Source organism: Planococcus citreus (genome assembly GCF_003664125.1).
Lineage (GTDB): Bacteria > Bacillota > Bacilli > Bacillales_A > Planococcaceae > Planococcus > Planococcus citreus.
On record NZ_RCCP01000001.1, the window covers coordinates 1536470 to 1556200 of the forward strand.

Below are 19731 nucleotides of genomic sequence, written 5' to 3' on the forward strand. Positions count from 1 at the left end.
TTTATTGTTTGTCGTCGATCGTTACGTCCGCGCCCATCAAGTCGAAGATGATGCCGGCATGATCCGTATTGTCCAGTTGCCCTGCAAATTTCTGGCTCGCTGGCCCGTAAGCATAAACCGGCACGTCTTCTCCGGTATGGCCGCCAGTTGTCCAGCCCGTGTGCGAACGTTTATCGAAAATGCGCTCGATGGCGTTATCGATGTCCAAATATTCACCTTCATCGGCTGCTTTTTTGACAGAAGCGATTTCTTCTTCAGTCAAGTCCAAGTCGATATAGCGTTCCAAGGTTTCCTCTACGCCAGCCCCTTCTGCAATCTCAGAAGCCATGAAATCCGGTGTGCGCTGTGCAGCGAGAATTGGCTCCGCGAACCAATTATAGACGCCGTCTGCGCCGATCGAGAAACCGCCTGTCGAGTGGTCAGCTGTCGCCACAACCAATGTATTTTCATCTTGCTTGGCGAATTCGATCGCCGCCTGGAATGCACGGTCGTAATCCTCCATCTCACTCATCGCCGCGACGATATCGTTGTCATGGCCTGCCCAGTCGACTTGGCTGCCTTCCACCATCAGGAAGAAACCGTCCTCGTCCTGTTCCAAGCGGTCAATCGCTGAACGCGTCATGTCTTCAAGAGACGGCACGCTGTCTTCGCGGTCGATCATTTTCGGCAATCCGCCTTCTGCGAACAGACCGAGCACTTGCCCGTCGTCATTTGCGAGCAGTTCTTCTTTCGATGTCACATAGCCATAGCCAGATTCCTGGAATTCTTCCGTCAAATCGCGATCTGTGCGGTCGAATAGTTTGGTGCCTCCGCCGAGCAAGACGTCGATTTTATGTTCGCCGTCGATGCGCTCGTCGAAATAATCATCAGCGATGGCGTTCATGTTGCGGCGGCTGATGTCGTGCGCGCCGAATGACGCCGGTGTCGCGTGGGTGATTTCAGAACTCGCGACAAGCCCAGTCGCTTTACCTTGTTCTTTCGCCGCTTCCAGGACGGTTTTCACTTCCGATTCATCGTTATCTACGGAAATTGCGTTGTTATAGGTTTTGATGCCCGCTGCCATGGCTGTCGCGGCGGCAGCCGAATCGGTGACATTTTGTTGCGCATCTTCCGGATAGGTCATTTGCTGTCCAACCAAATAGGAATCGAACGACATTTCATCCGCGAAACGCGCAGATGGATCGTCCTGCAAATAACGGTAAGCGGATGTATAGGACGTGCCGACGCCATCGCCGATCAGGAAAATGACGTTTTTCGGTGCATCCTTGTCTTTGCCCTTCTCTTTCCCTTTCCCTTTTCCAGGATTTTTGTGTTCTTTATGTACTTCGGCTTTGCCATTCCCGTGCGCTTCAGCTGGCGCGGACGGGGTAAAGCTCGTCACGGCGACTGCTGCCACCACGGCGGCTGGAACAATTTTTTTCATTGATTTTCGGATCATCTGGCATTCCTCCTCGTGTTTGTTGACCATCGTCAGTGTATCGAAGGAATATTAAGGAATTGTTGAGGGCGTGTATGGAATTTGTTAAAGAAATTCTATTTCCCGGGAAATAATTTCGGGGGGATTTCCAAATTAAAAACCGGCCTCCATTAAGGAAGCCGGTTTTTGGCCGATCAATCTTCGGGATCGACGAGTGATTTGTTTTTCTGGAATTTACGGAGTATTTCATAGACGACCGGCACGACCACGAGTGTCAGCAAGGTCGAGGACAATAAGCCGCCGATGACGGTGATCGCCAAGTCTTGGGAGACGAGGCCACCGCCACCACTTGAGAGTGCCATTGGAATCATGGCCCCAATCGTAGCGATGGCTGTCATCAGGATCGGCCGCAGACGCGTCGTTCCTGCTTCAAGCAAGGCGTTGCGCACCGTCATGCCTTCGCGTTCCATATGGATGACCCGGTCGACAAGGACGATGGCGTTCGTTACGACAATCCCGATGAGCATGAGCAGCCCCATCATGACCGATACGGAAATTGTCTGGCCTGTGACATATAGGCCGACAAATGCACCGATGACCGCAAACGGCAGCGAGAATAGGATGGCGAATGGCGCAAGCCCGCCGCCGAACGTCACGACCAGGATAAAGTAAACGATCGCGATTGCCGCTGCCATCGCCAGGCCAAGCTGTGTGAAGGTTTCATTGATATCCGCCGTCACGCCGCCGGTTTCTACCGTCACGCCTGTCGGAAGATCCAGTTGATCCACATTTTCCTGGACGGCCGCACTTGGCGCAGACACGTCATTGCCCGTCACCGTGCCGGAAACAGTCGCATAATAAGCGCCTTCCGAACGGCTCAAGGTATTCAAGGTGGTGCCTTCTTCGACTTCGACCAATTCGCCGACAGTCATCATGGTACCTGCAGCTGTTGGCACAGGCGTCTCCAGAAGCTCTTCAAAAGTCGCTGCGTCTTGCTGGGCATCACGCTGGACAATGACTTCAAGTTCGCCGCCGTCTGTATTGACGGTCGTCAGCACTTCATTTTGGCCCCCGCCGGACAAAGCCATCGCGACTTGTCCCGCCGTCAGGCCATATTGGAGAATTTCCTGCTGTTCGATGCGTAAAGTATGTTCGACATAAGGATCTTCCGTATCGGAGGTCACTTCTTCCAAGCCGTCGACTTCGCTCATCGCGCCTTCGACTTGTGCAACGGTATCCATCAAGTCATCGAGGTCTTCGCTGTACAAAGTGTAGGCAACTTCGCTCGAGGCCATCATGCCGCCGCCCATCATATCCTGTTCGCCCCACTCGCCTGATTGGCCGAGTCCTGCAAGATAGTCCGCGACTTCAGTGCGGGCTTCTTCGAATTCATCGACAGAAATCGAATCATCAAAGATCAAATACAATAATGCACCGTCTCCGCCGCCCATCATCATCTGGGACATATCGGCATTGGCTGAATCGTTGATCGATAATTGAAGAACGTCGATGTCTTCGCGTTCAAGCAAGTCCTGCTCAACCGCTTCGATGTTCTCGACCGTCTCTTCCTGCAACTCCCCTGCGGAAGGAGAATACGTGATATACATCATTTTCTCGGTTTGCGAGCCGAGGAACGAGAAGCCGATCAACGGTGTCAGCGCCAAAGACCCCGCGAGCAACACGACTGCAATGATCGATGTGATCCACTTATGGTTCAAGGCCTTTTCAAGGAATGAACGGAACCAAAGCGCCATCTTTCCGACTTCTTGATGCTTCGCTGCTGTTTTCTTGCCATATAATTTCTTCTTGAAGAAACTATGCGACATTGCCGGCACGATACTGACCGCCACTGCAAGCGACGCAAGCAAAGCAAACGACATTGTCAGTGCGAACGGCAAGAACAATTCGCCGACCATTCCACCGACAAAGACCAGTGGCGCAAAGACTGCGATCGTTACAAGCGTCGACGACAAGATCGGCTTGAACATTTCGATCGTCGCCGATTGGATCAATTTGCGGCCGGATAATTTCTCTTCTTTCAAATGCATGCGCCGGTAAATATTCTCGACGACGACAATCGAGTCATCAATGACCCGGCCGATCGACACGGTAATGGCACCGAGCGTCATGATGTTCAAGGTGATATCGAGCCAGTTCAACAGGAGCAATGCCACGAAAATAGATACTGGGATCGAGACGATTGCAATGAGCGTCGAACGGAAATCACGCAAGAATACCAAAATGATCAGCACGGCGATCAAGCCGCCAAACAAGGCTTTTTCCACCATTGCAAAGACCGATTCCTCGATCGGCTCGCCTTGATCAAGCGTAATGTCGACGATCAAGCCGTCCACTTCGCTTTCCAAATCCGCCATCAAGTCTTTTACTTCATTGACCACAGTGACCGTATTGGCTTCCTGGCCTTTGACGATTTGAATCGCTATCGCATCTTCGCCATTAGTCCGGGAAATCGACTGCACTTTCCCGACCAGTTCCACATTGGCCAGTTCAGACAAGGCAACAAATGGTTCCGGATTGTCTTCTGAAGGCGTCACCGGAATCAATAAGTCACCGAACTCTTCAATAGAAGCAACCGAACCATCGATATAGACCGCTTCTTCGCCTTCTTCAAATTCACGAAGGCCGAGCGACAAGGCAATATTGCTCGCTTCGATCATCTGCTGGATGTCTTCTTCCGTCACTTCACGGGCAGCCATCGCTTCTTCGTCATAGGTCAGATGAACTTCTTCGACATGCTGTCCAGTGACAGTCGCAGAGGCGACGCCATCAATTTTCTCGATTTCAGGCAAAATGGCTGTCTGGACACGGTCCGTCAATTCGACAATCGATTCCGTCTCACTGCTGACAGACAGTGCAACCACCGGGAACATATTGAGGCCGATTGACATGATCGACGGAGTCTCCACTTCCTCAGGCAAGTTTACGCCATCGACTGCGGATTCAAGTTCCCGCTTTTTCTCATCCATATCGACTCCGTAATCGTATTCGATCTGGATTTGGGAGACATTCGAAGAGGAATTTGAATAAACTGCTTTGACATCCTCCAGGCTTTCGACTGCCTGTTCCACAGGTATCGATACTTCTTCCATCACCTGTTCAGGTGCAGCCCCCGGGTAGACCCCCGAGACGATTAAGTAGGGAATCGAAATATCAGGGATCGACTCCATCTTCATTTGGGTTGTTGAATAAATGCCGGCAAAGGTTACAATTAAAGTCAACAGCCACACGGCAAATTTGTTTTTCAGCACAAAACGCACGAATCCTTGCACACAAATTCTTCCTTTCTTTGACGAAATCCATTTACTACTCTATAGTAATGACCGATTGGTCAAGCGTCAAACAAGTAAGGGGAAAAGAGGAATCAAATATGTCAAAAAAGCAACAGATCCTGGAATCAGCGCTTCAACTCTTTGCTGAAAACGGCATTGAAGCTACATCTGTCCAGCACATCACCCAAGAAGCAGGCATATCAAAAGGCGCGTTCTACTTGTCTTTCCCTTCAAAGGAGTCATTGATCAAAGAAATCATCGATTCATTCATGAAAGGCTTTGTCGCTGATATTGACCGAGTAGTCAACAGCTTGCAAAAACCTGATGAAAAACTGCGCCTCTATTTTCTTGCCCATCTGGCATTGCTCGAAAAGCATGCGGATTTCGCCAAGATCTACGCACAGGAGCCGATGCATGCCCTAAACGAGGAAATTTTGGAGAAACTCATCCATTACGATACGTGGATCGACCGTTCGCTGCTGTCGTTATTGGACGAGTTGTATGGGGAGCAGCTGCGAGGCCGCCGCTATGACTTGCTCATTTCCATCAAAGGCTTCGTGCGCATTTATTCGCAGCTGGTGTTGTTCCATCCATATCCACACGATATCGAAAAAATTGCAGAGCTTCTCGTCGAAAAGACCAACGTCCTGGCCGCCTACTCCACTACGGCTTACCTGACAGAAGAAATGGTCGAATTGCCGATGCCTGGTCCCGAGGAAGTGACCACCGAAGAAAAATTGCTGTCGGTAATCGCCGAGTTACTGGAAGACGGACAGCACCCGCCGCTCATGGCCGAATCGTTCTCGCTGCTTGCCGAAGAGCTCCAGTTGGAAACGCCAAGACGCGCGATCCTCCACGGCTTGCAGGCCAATATCTACGATTACGCTCCTGCCAAATGGCTATCATATCTATTAAAGAAATACGAACAGAAAAAAAGCCCAGACAATTGATGTCTGGGCTTTTTACATGCGGTGATTTACTTGATTTCCACGGTCCAGTCCAGTGTGTCTTCGACTTTTCCTGTCTGGATGCCAGTGATTGTGTCGTACAGCTTTTGCGACAATTCACCGATTTCGTGGTTGTTGATGATCATTTTCTGGCCTTGCCAGTTGAGTTCACCGACCGGGGAAATGACCGCAGCCGTTCCCGTCCCGAAGACTTCTTCGACTTTTCCAGCTTGGTACGCTTCGTAAAGTTCATCGATGGCCATGCGTTTTTCCGTTACCGGAACGCCCCATGAATTCAACAATTCAATGATCGACATACGCGTGATGCCTTTTAAGATGCTACCGTTGAGCTCAGGTGTGAATACTTCCCCATCGATCTTAAAGAAGATGTTCATGCTGCCGACTTCTTCAATATAGCGCTTCTCGACGCCATCGAGCCACAACACGTCCGCATTTCCTTCTTTCTTGGCATTCGCTTGCGCCTGGTAGCCGGAAGAATAGTTCCCGGCCGTTTTTGCCATTCCCGTGCCGCCTTTGACTGCGCGCGTGAACTTGTCTTCGACATGGATGACAACTGGTTGCAATCCGCCTGGGAAATAGGAGCCGACAGGAGACAGGATGACCATATACTTATATGTAGATGATGGTCCTACTGCCAAATTGGCATCCGTCGAGATAATGTACGGGCGGATATAAAGTGATGTGCCCGGTGTTTTCGGCACCCAGTCTTTTTCGAGCTTGATCAATTGCTTCAGGTGCTCAAGCGCCAAGTCTTCGTCGATCGGCGGAATGCTGAGGCGCTCACTCGACAAGTTGAGGCGTTCAAAGTTCTTCTCAGGACGGAACAGCAATACGCGCCCGTCTTCTGTGCGGTATGCTTTCATGCCTTCAAAAACCGTCTGCCCGTAATGGAAAATCATCGCTGCCGGATCCAAGGAAATCGGACCGTATGGAACGATCTTCGGTTCATGCCAGCCTTTCTCCGTTTCGTATTCCATGATGTACATATGGTCAGTGAAAGTTTGGCCGAATGGAATCTGGTCTTGCGCCGGCTTGTCTTTCTTCGCAGTATTCTCGATTACTTCCAATTGATAAGTCGTCATGGTCATGTCCCCTTCTATGCAGCAATTTTATTTTCACAATTTCGAATAATTATACACACATTTCCACGTACTGAAAAGGCTGTTCATCAAATTCGCCAAATATCGGCCAATCGGCTCAGCGGATCAATTCCATGAAATGCATGAGAATCTTCGCCGTTAATCCCCAAATGACGCGGTCTTCGTATAAATAGAAGAATTCATCCACTTGCCGCGCACGCCAGCTGTAGTTTTCGCCGCCGGCAATCAAGTCATACGGAAAACTTTCCTCCGGCTGGATATCGAAATCGATGCGGTACACGCGCGGCTCATTATCCAGGAAGAATTGAAGCGGTACTGTGAAGACCGTATCAACTTCTGCTTCATTCGGCACAAAATCCGTTTCAGGGTCGATAAAGCCCGCAAACGAATAAACAATCATGCCGAACGGCGAGACGATGTAATCGAGTGGAAACACATTGCTGATCGCCTCTTTGCGGATGCCAAGCTCTTCCATCGTTTCACGCAAAGCTGTTTCTTCCTCATCTTCATCCCCGTGATCAATGCGCCCACCCGGAAAGCAAATCTCCCCAGGCTGACGCCTCATTTCAAACGAACGCACTTCAAATAGGATATGGACGCCGTCTTCTTTTTCAATCAATGGAAGAAGAATCGCATATTTCGAGAAATCCCGGTTGCCGAGTACTTCAGGCACCCGCCCTTGGACTTTTTTCAAAATCTTTTCCGGTTCCATGCCATCACCTCGACTTTCTTTCTTCCTATCTTACCAAATAATCAATGGGACCTGCCTTTCAATCGCTCCAGAAAGATGAAAAATCCGAATTCTCTTGCCATCTATTGGCGAACGGGGGGGCGCCTTCGCTACAATGGGAGCGGAGGGGATAGACGTGAACCGAAAAACATATATCAACAACGATTCCTATATTGCGGGCATGACCGTAAAAGACCCGCAGGCAAAGGGCGGCAATAACTTGGCGCTGCACGCCGGAACCCATCGCGAGCATTCACTCGAAAACCGGGAAGCCTTGCTTGCTTCACTTGGCTACAGCATCGATGAACTCGTATGCGCCAATCAAACCCACAGCAACCATTTTCAAAAAATGACCCATGCGGACGCAGGTAAAGGCGCCCGCATTTTAGACGATGCAATTGCGGATACCGATGCGCTCTATACGCGCGACACGGGCCTAGTTCTCTCGAGTTTCGCTGCTGATTGTGTGCCGGTGACCTTCTATCACGTAACGGAAGAGTTGGTCGGCGCCGTACATTCCGGATGGCAAGGCACTGTAAAAGAACTCGTGCCGCACTTGTTTGCCCATTTGATCGCCAATGAAAACTGCGCGCCGGAAGGATTCCGCGTCCAGATCGGCATGGCGCTCAGCCAGGAGAAGTTTGAAGTGGATGAAGACGTCTACGTGAAATTCAAAGCACTCGGCTATGCCGATCCGTTCATCGAATTCAACGAAGAAACCGGGAAATATCATATCGACAATCAACTCACTGTCAAAACCCAGCTGGAACGCGCAGGCATTCCAGCCGAATATATCGACATCGACCGGAGCTGCACCTTCAAGAGTCCAGACGGCTTCTCCTACCGCGAAGACAGACAATGCGGACGCCATATGGCTTATATCGTCAAGAAATAGCAAAAAGCTCTTCCGCATAGGGAGAGCTTTTCGTGTTTTTAGAGTAGGTGCGACAGCTAAACTTTTTTGCAGTTTTTGGATTCAATATTCGACACAGTAGCCGCTGCTTCGCATTTCCGCTTAGAGCGGAATCTTTTGCATACACAACTATCAGAGCTTCATTTAAATCATCAAAATCTCCCGAATATCCTCTTCACTCATCGACTGTACGGCTTCTGAACCGGATTGGATCATCTCATCCACTAAATCCTGCTTGCGCAGCTGCAAGTCATACATCTTCTCTTCGATAGTCCCCTTCGCCACTAAGCGCAGCACTTGCACTTCCCGCTTCTGCCCCATCCGGTGCGCACGGTCCGCTGCCTGCTGTTCGACGGCCGGGTTCCACCACAAATCATACAAGATGACCGTATCGGCCCCCGTCAAATTGAGCCCGGTCCCGCCCGCTTTCAAGGAAATCAAAAACAAGTCCTCTTCGCCTTCGTTAAAGCGGTCGCATAATTCCACGCGTTCTTTCGGCGGCGTCGAACCGTCTAAATAGAAATACGACCTTCCTGAGCGCAAAAGCGACTGCCCGATGAGATTGAGCATGCCCGTAAACTGCGAAAACACCAGCACGCGGCGCCCCGTCAAACGCGCCTCTTCCAAGATCTCCAGCAATTGCTCGAATTTCGCCGAGCCGCCTTTATAATCTTCTACAAACAACGACGGGTGGCAGCACAATTGCCGCAGGCGCGTCAGTCCCGCAAGGATGCGGATGCGGTTTTTGCGCATGCTATTGTCGCGCAGATGCTTTAAGGCTTCGTGGCGCAGTTCCGCTAGATACGCCGTGTACAGTTTCTTCTGTTCTTCGCGGAGCTCCGAATGTTCGATGCGCTCGATTTTTTGCGGCACTTCCCCGAGAACTTCCGCTTTCGTCCGGCGCAGCAGAAACGGCCGTACGCGCTTGGCGATATCGGCGTTGCGCAGTTCCGCAAACTGGCTGCGGTCCGGAAGCAGCGCCGGGAAGACGACGTTGAAAATCGACCACAATTCATCGAGCGAGTTTTCAATCGGCGTCCCGGTGAGTGCGAAACGATGCCGTGCGTCCAGCTCTTTCACGGCTTTAGCGGTTTGGGTCGCCGGATTTTTAAAGGCTTGCGCTTCATCGAAGAAAATCGTATGGAACGCCCAGTCTTTATAGGCGCCCCGGTCCATCCGCAGAGCCGGATAAGAAGTGATGTACACATCGCCGGTCTCTTTCAAAGCTTGCACCCGCTTTGCTTTCGGGCCATCGACGATAACCGTCTGGATGTCCGGTGCAAAACGCTCGAATTCGGCTTGCCAATTGTACATGAGCGAAGAAGGCGCAACGATCAGCGCCGGCTCATCTCTCTTGCGGATGTCTTCTAGCACCGATTGCACAAACGCAATGCTTTGGACCGTTTTTCCGAGTCCCATCTCATCCGCCAGTATGCCGCCGAACCCGTACTTCGCCAGCAAACGGAACCAGCTGAATCCGCGCTTTTGGTAATCCCGCAAAATGCCTTCAAATTGATCCGGCAATTGTTGGGCCTGCGTCCACGGATGGTGCAGTTCTTTTAACAAGCGCGCAAATTCCGCGCCGGTCTCCGATAACTCGTGCTGTTCGAGGCTGCCAGCAAGCCGCATGCCTTCAAGCAGCGGCACGCGCTGGACGCGTTCAAAATTATCTTCATCGATGTTCATGACAGCCAAATATTCCTCAAACGCCGCCATACCTGGTGTCTCGAGCGACATTAACGCACCGTTAGGGATGCGGAAATAACGCTTTTTCTCCCGGATGGCGCGGATAATGCCCCGCAATTCTTCTTCCGGTATGCCCCCGAGATCAAAGCGGAACTCCAGCCAATCGGTCCGGTCTTTCGGCAGATTGACACGGATTTTCGGCCCCGGCAAGGTTTTTTGGATGCGCATTTTCACCGAGGTCGTGGCATAGACCTCGAGCCATTGTTCCAGCATCGGCACTGTATCGTAAAGGAAATCGTATTCAGCTTCCTCATCCTGCAGATAGAAGCCGCCGTCCGTTTTTGTCAGCCGTCCCGACTCCATCAAGTCCATGATGGCCCGTTCTTTTTCGAGCTGGCGGAATACGCCAGGATACTGACGATAAGTTTCGTCGGGCTCTTCGCATGGATTGATGATGAGCTGGCCGTAATGAAATTCAAGGCCCGCAAGCAACCGGCTGCGCACACGATCGAGATAGAGCTTCGCGCGCAACGGCGTTTCCCCGATTTTCTCAATCGCCTTTTCTGTCACGATGACCGGCCCGAGCTTTTCCAGCCCCGGCAAGACGGCTTTCATCATATGGGCGACTTGACTTTCGTCGATCGGCAGCTCCTCGCCCGCCCCTTGCATCAATTCCTGTAAGCCTGACAGGCGCTTCATATCGGCTGCGGCCGGCTGGACAATCGCTTCTTCCGTCAAGGCGACGCCGTATTTCGGAAAGAGTTGAAGACGTTCCAATCCCCGGACAATCAAGCGGTATCCGCTATTGCCTTGGTCCAGCCGAAACGACACCGGCAGTGTATCCGTCACGTGAAACGGCAGCACTTCCCCGAGCGGATTTTCGAATTTGGCATGCGTTATTTCGCGAAGCACAGGCAACAAGCGCTCCCAATCACTTGCGGACACTAGCAATTTCCCCTTTTCATCCGGCTGCGGGTTGCTTTTATCGAGCACCTGGAGCAATTCCAGGACCGGCTGTTCGAGCGCATGGCGGCCTGGGTCGTACGGAATCGCTGCGGTCTCCTCGTATTGGCCGTTCGACAGGGCCGAGACGAAGCGCAGGGGATCCCGGACATTTTTCAAGATTGCCGTGCCGCTTCTGAACGTCAGCGCCAATTGCTCTTTGCCTCTGCTGCGGATGGTTGCTTCGACGTGATACGGCACGCGCCGGTCGAAGCGATGAAGCCGTGCAGAAGGCTTATCGTCATCTTCAAACAAGCCGAACATCTGCTCAGCTAGCGGGCGCTCCCGCTGGCCAAGCTCTTCCGCGGCGATCATCACCGCTGCAATGTGATGGCAATATGTATGGATGAATCCGACAGGCGGACAGCTGCATTCCGCCTGGATGGTCCCAGCTTGTGAGCGGGCCAGCTTGACGTGGAATGAACTGCGCCCTTCGACGACGGCTGTAATGGACTGGTCATTAGCTTCTGTAATGTTGACTTTTCCGGCCATTTGAAACGCCTGGCCTTTTTTATAGGCAGCCTGGCCGCATAATTTGCGGATGTGTTTATCGCTGATCCAAAATTCCATAGCGGCCCCTTTCTTCTGCGTGATATTGTCTTGCTTTCATTATCCGACATGCCGCGTTCGTCTTCAAGCGGAGGCGCTTTACACAGGCAGTGCTTTCGACTTATAATAGACTTAATTTTCAGATATTAATTGATAGATTGATTCCAAGGGGGAGATCGCAATGGCCAGTGCCCATCAAAGCATATTCATCCAAGCGCCGATCGACGAAGTATTTCAGTTCGCCAAGAAACCCGGAAACTGGACGAGTTTCTATAACCATTTATCCAAACCGGACCGGATCGAAGGCACCGGCGAAGCAGGCACAGAAGTCGAGACGGTGTTTTCCATTGTCGGCTTGCGCTTTCCGGTGACGATCAATGTGATCCGCTGTGAACGCGACGGCGCTGAAGGTTTTTGGGAAGGCATCATCACCGGCAGCTTTATCGCCCACCAAAAAAGCCATTACCGCTCGATGGATGGCGGGACGGAAGCCGTCTTCGAACTGGAAATCGATCTGCCCCACAGTGCATTTGACCGTTTCACCGAGCGTCTGGTATATGACCGGCTGGAGAGAAATACACTTCGGCATACGCTTGAAAATCTCAAAGCCGCCTGCGAATTGGATCGTTAAAATCTTGTTGCCGAAAGGATGAATCAGATGAGATTGGAAGGAAAAGTAGCAATCGTCACCGGGGCCGCTTCCGGCATGGGAAAATCCATCGCCGCCTTGTACGCCAAAGAAGGCGCGAAAGTCGTGGTCTCTGATATTAACCAGCAAGGGGCCGATGCAGTCGCAGAAGAGATTAAATCAACTGGCGGCGAAGCCATCGCCGTCGCTTGCAACGTCGCAAAAGAACAAGATATCCAAACGCTGGTCGACAGCGCTGTCGCCGAATATGGCACGCTTGATATCCTCGTCAATAATGCCGGTATCATGGACAATTTCGAAGCTGCCGCAGACATTGAAGACGACAGCTGGGAACGGATTTTTGCAATCAATACGACCGGCGTCATGCGCGCCACCCGAAAAGCGCTGAAAGTATTCCTAGAAAAAGGCTCCGGCAATATCATCAACATTGCATCTGCGGGAGGGTTGCAAGGAGCGCGAGCCGGTGCCACCTATACCGCATCGAAACATGCCGTTGTCGGCTTCACGAAAAATACCGGCTTTATGTATGCCAATAGCGGCATTCGCTGCAACGCGATTGCACCCGGTGGGGTCGAGACCAACATCGGCTCTACCATGACCCATATCAGCGAGTTCGGCATGGGCCGCACACAGCCCGGCATGGCCATCAACCCGCGCATCGGCAAACCGGACGAAATCGCCTACGTTGCCTTGTTCCTCGCTTCCGATGAATCAAGCTTCGTCAACGGCACCGTCATCACTGCGGATTCCGGCTGGCTCGCTTATTGAACTTATCGAAAACCCCGTATGCTGAATTCTTGCATACGGGGTTTTTTGGGTATTAAAAAACACCCCGCATAAATGCGGGATGTATCGATAGCTGCGGCGTATCAGGCCACGCTCCACAACGTGTTCCGTAAAGGAATGCCTGTCCGTCTTATGCAGCTTAGCTCATCGCGTAGTTAACAATAGCCTATGTGCCGATCCCTGTCAACTCGGGAAATCCGGATGCTCTACCTCTTCTTTCAAAACTGACCCCTAAAAATTATTCAGAATTGATACTTTCAACTGGGTCAATTCCTTGCTACAGTAGTTCAAAACTACATGGCATCGCTGGTGGGCCTTACGCCTGGTGGATGTCCAAGAAAGAAGGAATCGTTTCATGCAAAAAACTACGACTTATTCCAGTTCCAAAACTTATGATTTGATCATCACTTCGATGCTCATCGCACTTGTTTTTGTCGCGACGATGCTGCTCAATATCCGCTTGCCGATCGCGGCAAATGGCGGGCTGGTCCACCTTGGCACGACGATGCTGTTCACCGCAGCCTTGTTGTTCGGGCCGAAAAAAGGCGCCATCGCCGGAGCTGTCGGAATGGGGCTCTTCGATTTAGTATCAGGCTGGACGCTATGGGCGCCGATCACCATCATCGCCCGCGGCTTGCAAGGTTACTTGGTCGGAAAAATCGCTTGGTCCGGCGGGCGCGGCGGCGAAAGCCTTGGCTTCAACATCCTGGCTGCCGCACTATCCATTCCGGTCATGGTCGCCATCTACTATATCGGTGAAGCGATCATCTTCAGCAGCTGGATCATCCCGGCAGCCTCCATTCCAGGAAACCTCGTGCAAAACGCAGTCGGTTTGGCACTCGCCATCCCCGTCGTAGCCGCGTTGAAGAAAACACCTTACTTCAGAAATTAAGCACCCACCACCCCCTCCGAAAAATCGGCAGGGGGTTTTCTATCGGCTCTTTTGGAACTGGCTCCCCAACTGATACAAAAAAAACCGCTGAGAAATTCTCAGCGGTTTTCTAAACGATTAAATTTGCGGTGTCAAATCTTCCGGCGCATGGTCGGCCGGTTTCACTTCATTTAAATCCAGCGTTTCTGCTGTATATTTATGGACGTGTTTCAATAGCTCTTCGTTGTTCATCAAGGATTTGCCGTAAGACGGAATCATTTCCTTGATTTGCGGCTCCCATTTCGCCAAATCTTCAGGGAAGCAGCGTGCCAGTACATCAAGCATGACGTGGACCGCTGTTGATGCACCCGGGGATGCGCCAAGCAGCGCAGAGATTGTGCCGTCTGCTGAGCTGACGACTTCCGTGCCGAATTGCAGTGTGCCTTTGCCGCCTGCATCGGTGTCTTTGATGACCTGGACGCGTTGTCCTGCGACAACGAGCTCCCAGTCATCGCTTTTCGCAGCCGGGATGAATTCACGCAATTCTTCCATACGCTGTTCTTTCGACTGGATAACTTGCTGAATCAGGTATTGCGTCAGCGACAAGTTTTTCGCTCCGCCTGACAGCATCGTCAATACGTTATTCGGCTTGACGGATGCCACCAAGTCCATATAGGAGCCGGTTTTCAGGAACTTCGGCGTAAAGCCTGCGAATGGCCCGAACAACAAGGATTTCTTGTCGTCGATAAAGCGTGTGTCCAAGTGAGGAACAGACATCGGCGGTGCGCCGACTTTCGCTTTGCCGTAGACTTTCGCGTGATGCTGTTCGATGACTTCCGGGTTTTTGCAGACCATGAACAGGCCGCTGACCGGGAATCCGCCGATATGCTTCGATTCCGGAATGCCGGATTTTTGGAGCAAGTGGATACTTGCGCCGCCCCCGCCGATAAAGACGAACTTCGCTGTGTGTACATCGAGTTTGCCGGTCTCCAGGTTTTTGACTTTCAGCAACCAACGGCCATCTTTCATTTGTTTCAAGTCCTGCACCATATGGCGGTAATGAACGTTTACGTCTTCTTTTACGAGACGGTCGAACAGCATGCGCGTCAAAGCGCCGAAGTTGACGTCCGTGCCTGTATCGATTTTTGTCGCCGCAATCGGCTCGTTGTCTTGGCGGTTTGCCATGATCAACGGCATCCATTCTTTCAGCACTTCCGGGTCATCAGAAAATTCCATGCCTGTAAAGAGGGGGTTTTTAGCCATTGCCTCAAAACGCTTTTTCAGGAAACGGATATTGTCTTCGCCTTGCACCATGCTGATGTGCGGAAGCGGACGGATGAATTCTTCAGGGTTTTTCAACAATCCCGTTTTCACAAGGTGGGACCAAAACTGGGCCGATACCTGGAATTGTTCGTTGACGTCGATGGCTTTGCTGATATCCATCGTGCCGTCCGGCTTTTCTTTCGTATAGTTCAACTCACAAAGGGCTGCGTGGCCTGTACCAGCATTGTTCCATTCGTTCGAACTTTCTTCGCCGGCACTCGACAATTTCTCGAACACATTGATTTTCATGTCTGGAGACAATTCTTTCAAAAGAATCCCCAAAGTCGCACTCATAATACCGGCACCGATTAAGATTACATCTGTATCAGTTTCTCTATTGCTCATGTATACCTTCCTTTTCTACGCGAGTATTAGCGGCTTTTCAAGTCCGCCGCTTCCGTGTTAAATCCACCATCTATTGTATGCCTGTTTGACACAAAATTTCTACTACTAACAGATAATTATAAACCATTTTGCGTAAGGATTAAAGAAAATACGCCTTTTGCGCCAAGCCTTAAGATGAAAAAGCGGAATCCTGCCTCGAAAGCGTGGAATCAGGCTCTGAACGAGCAGCTTATTTTATTTCACAATGTGCGCCTATACAAAAAGAGACCGTCATTTTGACAGTCTCTGCAAAGTTTTCAGGACAATTGAGTTTCACCAACTTGGCTTGGAAGCAAATTTCTTATAGAGGACAAGAAGGCACCAGAACAGCAAAGCCGTGGCGAAAAAACTGGCCACGTACTCGATCGGAGACGGGGAAACGGCATAACCGAATGATACTTCCGATTGTAGCACGTGCTCATTCGCCCATAACGCTTCGATATTCGGCTGGTACAGCATCGTTTTCGCATATCCGACCGTAAATGTAATAACCCAATACAAAAGATGGGCCATTATGGCCCCGGCTGCCGCCTGGCATATCAGCTTCATCCCGCTCACCCCTTTTTCCATATTTTAGCATAAAAATGAAAAAACGCCTATATAGAATTCCAACTGTTCCCAATTTTTTAATTTATTTTCGGTTTGCGCTGTGGAATGGGCAGCTTATTATATGATCGTCGACCATTCCTACTGCCTGAAGAAACGAATAGCTCGTGACCGGGCCGACAAATTTAAAGCCACGTTTTTTCAAATCCTTGCTGAGCTTTACCGATAATTCCGATTGGGCGGGAATCTGCCCGTCTGATTGCCATTCATTGATCACCGCTTTGCCGTCTGTGAAACTCCATAGATACTCGGCGAAACTAGTGAATTCCGATTGAATCTCCTTCACCGCCTGTGCATTCGTGCGGACGGATTGGAGCTTGGCACCGTGTTTGATCACGCCGTATTGCTCCTTGATCTCAGCAAGTGCTTCATCCGTCAATGCGGCGCAATAGTCTATATCGAAGTTGTGAAAAGCGTCTTTGTAGCTATCGCGTTTTGACAGCACGATCTGCCAGGACAAGCCTGCTTGGGCGCCTTCCAAGCTCAGCATTTCAAATAAATAGCGTTCATCGCGGCTCGGCCGGCACCATTCCTCGTCGTGATAGGCCTGCATCCGTTCGTCACCTTTCGGCCATTCGCATTGCGCCATTGGAGCACCTCTTCCTGTTTTTTTATGATGAAAAAAAGAAGCGGCAATCCTTCCCGCTTCTTTACCGATTATCGTCTTCCGGCGTTTCCCGTTCCTCTACTTTGACACTTTTTACAGGTGTTTGTTGATTCGGCACATCGTCCACTTTATTGGACTTGCTCTTTTTCAGCATCACAAGGATACTGCCGACCAAAAGCCCGGTAATGAGCAGAAAAAGGCCAAAGATGATGAGCGCCACTGTTATTCCACCAGGCATTTCCATTTCTGTTTCCCCCTTTCGCTATTGTTCCTTAAGCTCTTTTCATTGTTTATTCTCCAGCGTTTCCACACGCATTTCCAGTGCTTTGATGCGGTTTTGCAAATCCGGTTCATCCGCCGGCAGCTTTTTGTTCTTGTTGGCCGCTGCCTTTACAGCAGCTACTACTAGCACAATCGCCAAAATGAAAAAGCCGAGGAGGAAGAACGTTGCAATGATATCGCCTATATTGAACATCATCATATTATCCACAATTCATATCCCCTTCCAATCTTGGTATAAACTTCTACAAACCTCATGGAAAACCCTTTATCGCCGCATACAGTCAATATTGAGGGTTTCTTTCATAAATCCGCTTGAAATTAATACTCATTCAACTCAACAAAAAGCCGAAACCCTCACGACGAAGGGCTTTGGCTTTTTGGTGCTCAAGCGACTCATTTATCGCATCATTTCATTAACAAAATACAACTGATAAACAGCCGGCAGCAATAACGCGACGGCTAAACAAATCACGGCCGCGATTTTCGCTTGTTTGCTCACGCGCCCATCTTCCGATTTCAATTGCTCGAAAAACGTTAACGTAAAGTAAAAGCTGGCTACAAATAAAAGGGCTGAAACGATGCCCACCCAACTGCCCATTCCGAACATCCCCATATTCGACACCCCGCTCCCCCATTTCATATCTGATTAGGCCTTCGTTAAGTAGTCGTCAAGAACAAGTTTTGCCATGAGACAGTCAATAAAAACAGCGAAATGACCACGAAAGCATAACCCCAGAATTCTTTTTGGTTTTTCTCGATCCGTTCGAATCCTGCAACGAGCATGAACAATCCCGCGAGCAGCATGACGAGCGGCGTCAAAACCAATTTTTCGGTAAATAATGTATAGCTTCCTATTCCGATAACACTTAATTGAAGGATAATCCGAATTATTTTCAGCATCGCTATTCCCCATTCTTACGCAACTGCTCCAATGCGTATTGGCGCATCCGGGCAGTCTATAAATTCCCATTTTTTTCATCCTATCATTTTTAAGGAATCAAAGGAATATGAAGATGGAAATTTGAGGAAATAGATAGTCGTTTTCATAAAAAAGAACGCGGCTCCTGCTTTAGCCCGCCTTATTTCATATGATTTCGGATATGGCGGGGAATCATGATCGCTTCGACCGATAAATCGACGGCTTCAAAATCAGGATCGATGCATTCTTGCCAGTATGCCATGTGTTTTTCGTCGATCCAATGCGTTGAGGTTTCCACCGCCTGCCCGCCTTCCCCCTGCACCGAATACCAATACAAATACTCAGCCCCGTCCAGCGTTTCCCGGAAAATCGTCTCGACGTACATCTTCTCCCCTTCTAAGGTAACGAGAACTTCTTCCATGTGATTGTTCAAGAACTTCAGCCATTCGTCCACTACTTCTGACTTTCCTTTTTTCACGCGAAACCGTGTCAACTCAACATCCATTCGAATCACTTCCTTTAAAAATTTTCAACATTTCACAATCTGGCAGAAAACAACAAGCTTGGCGAAATTCTCTTCCGTAAGTTTATTGACAATACACGAGCAGAGAAGTAGGATTAAACTAGAATCTAATTGAAAATGATTATCATTATTGATTGATCGTTCTCGACCAAAGGAGAAGAAGAACTTGAAAAAATCAGGATTATTGTTCGTGCTTTTACTGTTATTGGCCGTACTCGCAGCTTGCGGCTCTGCCGAATCGTCTGAAGAGACGGGCGCTGCTGAACCGGAACAGGACGCAGTAGCGGAAACATTTACATACGAATCGGAAACGGGCGCCGTTGAAGTGCCGACAGACCCTCAGCGCATCATCGCCTTGACGAACGGGCCGAATGTCTTGGCGCTCGAAGGCAATATCGTCGGTATCGACGAATGGACCAATGCCAACCCGCTTTTTGAAGACAGGCTGTCCGATGTGGAAATCGTCACGGAAGACAACCTGGAGAAAATCATCGAATTGGACCCGGACCTTATCATCGCAGGCACACATATGAAAAATCTCGACAAGATGAGCGAAATCGCACCGACCGTTGCCTTTACATGGGGCAAGCTCGATTATTTGGAACAGCAAGTGGAAATCGGCAAATTGCTCAATAAAGAACAGGAAGCGACAGATTGGGTCACTGATTTCCAAAGCCGCGCACAAGCTGCCGGTGAAGAAATCCGCGCCAAAATCGGTGAAGACGCCACTGTTTCGGTCATCGAAAGCGGCAATAAGGAATTCTATGTATTCGGTGATAATTACGCACGCGGCACTGAAATCCTCTATCAGGAAATGGGCTTGAACATGCCTGAAAAAGTCGAGGAACTGGCTCTTGAAGCGGGCGTCCACACGTTCTCGCTTGAAGTATTGCCTGACTTTGCAGGGGATTACGTCGTCCTCAGCAAAAACCCGGATGTCGACAACTCATTCATGGAAACCGATGTCTGGAACAATATCCCTGCTGTAAGCGAAGAGCGCGTCATTGAAATCAATACGAAAGCTTCAACGTACAGCGACCCGATCACACTTGACCATTTGCTTGGCATCTTTGAAGAAGGATTCCTTGCCGAGAATTAAGCCATTTGAAAGCCCCCGTCCGAACGG

Annotated in this window: 19 protein-coding genes; 6 read left to right on the forward strand and 13 right to left on the reverse strand. The window is 50.2% G+C overall.

Annotated elements, in window-relative coordinates:
- Position 1: 1 nt before the first annotated feature.
- Together DFR62_RS07620 and DFR62_RS07625 are read right to left on the reverse strand one after the other, a co-directional pair.
- Complete coding sequence (locus DFR62_RS07620) at positions 2 to 1438, reverse strand: alkaline phosphatase (protein WP_121299260.1); 1437 nt, start codon at positions 1436 to 1438, stop codon at positions 2 to 4.
- A gap of 173 nt (positions 1439 to 1611) precedes the next feature.
- The gene (locus tag DFR62_RS07625; RefSeq protein ID WP_121299263.1) at positions 1612 to 4707 is read right to left on the reverse strand and encodes an efflux RND transporter permease subunit; all 3096 of its coding nucleotides are present in this window, start codon (positions 4705 to 4707) and stop codon (positions 1612 to 1614) included.
- Between the two features lie 98 nt (positions 4708 to 4805).
- On the opposite strand from DFR62_RS07625, the gene DFR62_RS07630 reads away from it, so the two are divergent.
- A complete protein-coding gene (locus tag DFR62_RS07630) occupies positions 4806 to 5657 on the forward strand; it encodes a TetR/AcrR family transcriptional regulator (RefSeq protein WP_157824189.1) in 852 nt (283 codons plus the stop codon).
- 26 nt (positions 5658 to 5683) lie between these two features.
- Here the strand turns inward: DFR62_RS07630 and DFR62_RS07635 are convergent, their stop codons facing one another.
- Together DFR62_RS07635 and DFR62_RS07640 are read right to left on the reverse strand one after the other, a co-directional pair.
- The gene (locus DFR62_RS07635; protein WP_101192023.1) at positions 5684 to 6757 is read right to left on the reverse strand and encodes a branched-chain amino acid aminotransferase; all 1074 of its coding nucleotides are present in this window, start codon (positions 6755 to 6757) and stop codon (positions 5684 to 5686) included.
- A gap of 115 nt (positions 6758 to 6872) precedes the next feature.
- Entirely contained in the window at positions 6873 to 7487 is a 615-nt protein-coding gene (locus DFR62_RS07640; protein WP_121299265.1) for an NUDIX hydrolase, read from the reverse strand.
- 154 nt (positions 7488 to 7641) lie between these two features.
- Here DFR62_RS07640 and DFR62_RS07645 point away from each other — a divergent pair, with 154 nt between their 5' ends.
- The gene (locus DFR62_RS07645; RefSeq protein WP_121299266.1) at positions 7642 to 8400 is read left to right on the forward strand and encodes a purine nucleoside phosphorylase YfiH/LACC1 family protein; all 759 of its coding nucleotides are present in this window, start codon (positions 7642 to 7644) and stop codon (positions 8398 to 8400) included.
- Between the two features lie 162 nt (positions 8401 to 8562).
- On the opposite strand, the gene DFR62_RS07650 is transcribed toward DFR62_RS07645, so the two are convergent.
- Positions 8563 to 11676, reverse strand: coding sequence for a DEAD/DEAH box helicase (locus DFR62_RS07650; protein ID WP_121299268.1), 3114 nt, complete (start codon positions 11674 to 11676; stop codon positions 8563 to 8565).
- 160 nt (positions 11677 to 11836) lie between these two features.
- Here DFR62_RS07650 and DFR62_RS07655 point away from each other — a divergent pair, with 160 nt between their 5' ends.
- The 3 genes from DFR62_RS07655 to DFR62_RS07665 all read left to right on the forward strand — a co-directional run bounded on the left by DFR62_RS07655 (position 11837) and on the right by DFR62_RS07665 (position 13982).
- Entirely contained in the window at positions 11837 to 12286 is a 450-nt protein-coding gene (locus tag DFR62_RS07655) for an SRPBCC family protein (RefSeq protein ID WP_121299270.1), read from the forward strand.
- A gap of 27 nt (positions 12287 to 12313) precedes the next feature.
- Positions 12314 to 13072: an SDR family oxidoreductase gene (locus DFR62_RS07660; RefSeq protein WP_121299272.1), complete on the forward strand. Its 759-nt coding sequence runs from the start codon at positions 12314 to 12316 to the stop codon at positions 13070 to 13072.
- Between the two features lie 373 nt (positions 13073 to 13445).
- Positions 13446 to 13982, forward strand: coding sequence for an ECF transporter S component (locus tag DFR62_RS07665; protein WP_058382354.1), 537 nt, complete (start codon positions 13446 to 13448; stop codon positions 13980 to 13982).
- 117 nt (positions 13983 to 14099) lie between these two features.
- On the opposite strand, the gene mqo is transcribed toward DFR62_RS07665, so the two are convergent.
- The 8 genes from mqo to DFR62_RS07705 form a co-directional block, all read right to left on the reverse strand.
- Entirely contained in the window at positions 14100 to 15629 is a 1530-nt protein-coding gene (mqo, locus tag DFR62_RS07670; protein ID WP_121299274.1) for a malate dehydrogenase (quinone), read from the reverse strand.
- 312 nt (positions 15630 to 15941) lie between these two features.
- Positions 15942 to 16217 (reverse strand): hypothetical protein, encoded by a 276-nt coding sequence (locus DFR62_RS07675; protein WP_121299276.1) that lies wholly within the window; start codon positions 16215 to 16217, stop codon positions 15942 to 15944.
- 82 nt (positions 16218 to 16299) lie between these two features.
- Complete coding sequence (locus DFR62_RS07680) at positions 16300 to 16863, reverse strand: DNA-3-methyladenine glycosylase I (RefSeq protein ID WP_121299279.1); 564 nt, start codon at positions 16861 to 16863, stop codon at positions 16300 to 16302.
- 61 nt (positions 16864 to 16924) lie between these two features.
- Complete coding sequence (locus DFR62_RS07685) at positions 16925 to 17125, reverse strand: hypothetical protein (RefSeq protein ID WP_121299280.1); 201 nt, start codon at positions 17123 to 17125, stop codon at positions 16925 to 16927.
- A gap of 39 nt (positions 17126 to 17164) precedes the next feature.
- Positions 17165 to 17371, reverse strand: a complete 207-nt coding sequence (locus DFR62_RS07690; protein WP_121299282.1) for a hypothetical protein — start codon at positions 17369 to 17371, stop codon at positions 17165 to 17167.
- Between the two features lie 189 nt (positions 17372 to 17560).
- On the reverse strand, positions 17561 to 17761 hold the full coding sequence (locus tag DFR62_RS07695) for a hypothetical protein (protein ID WP_135449384.1): 201 nt from the start codon (positions 17759 to 17761) through the stop codon (positions 17561 to 17563).
- A 59-nt stretch (positions 17762 to 17820) separates the two neighbouring features.
- Positions 17821 to 18063: a hypothetical protein gene (locus tag DFR62_RS07700; protein ID WP_121299286.1), complete on the reverse strand. Its 243-nt coding sequence runs from the start codon at positions 18061 to 18063 to the stop codon at positions 17821 to 17823.
- A 179-nt stretch (positions 18064 to 18242) separates the two neighbouring features.
- Entirely contained in the window at positions 18243 to 18587 is a 345-nt protein-coding gene (locus DFR62_RS07705) for a DUF6176 family protein (RefSeq protein WP_121299288.1), read from the reverse strand.
- 184 nt (positions 18588 to 18771) lie between these two features.
- Between DFR62_RS07705 and DFR62_RS07710 the strand changes: the two genes are divergently transcribed.
- Positions 18772 to 19704: an iron-hydroxamate ABC transporter substrate-binding protein gene (locus tag DFR62_RS07710; protein WP_121299290.1), complete on the forward strand. Its 933-nt coding sequence runs from the start codon at positions 18772 to 18774 to the stop codon at positions 19702 to 19704.
- Positions 19705 to 19731 lie beyond the last annotated feature (27 nt).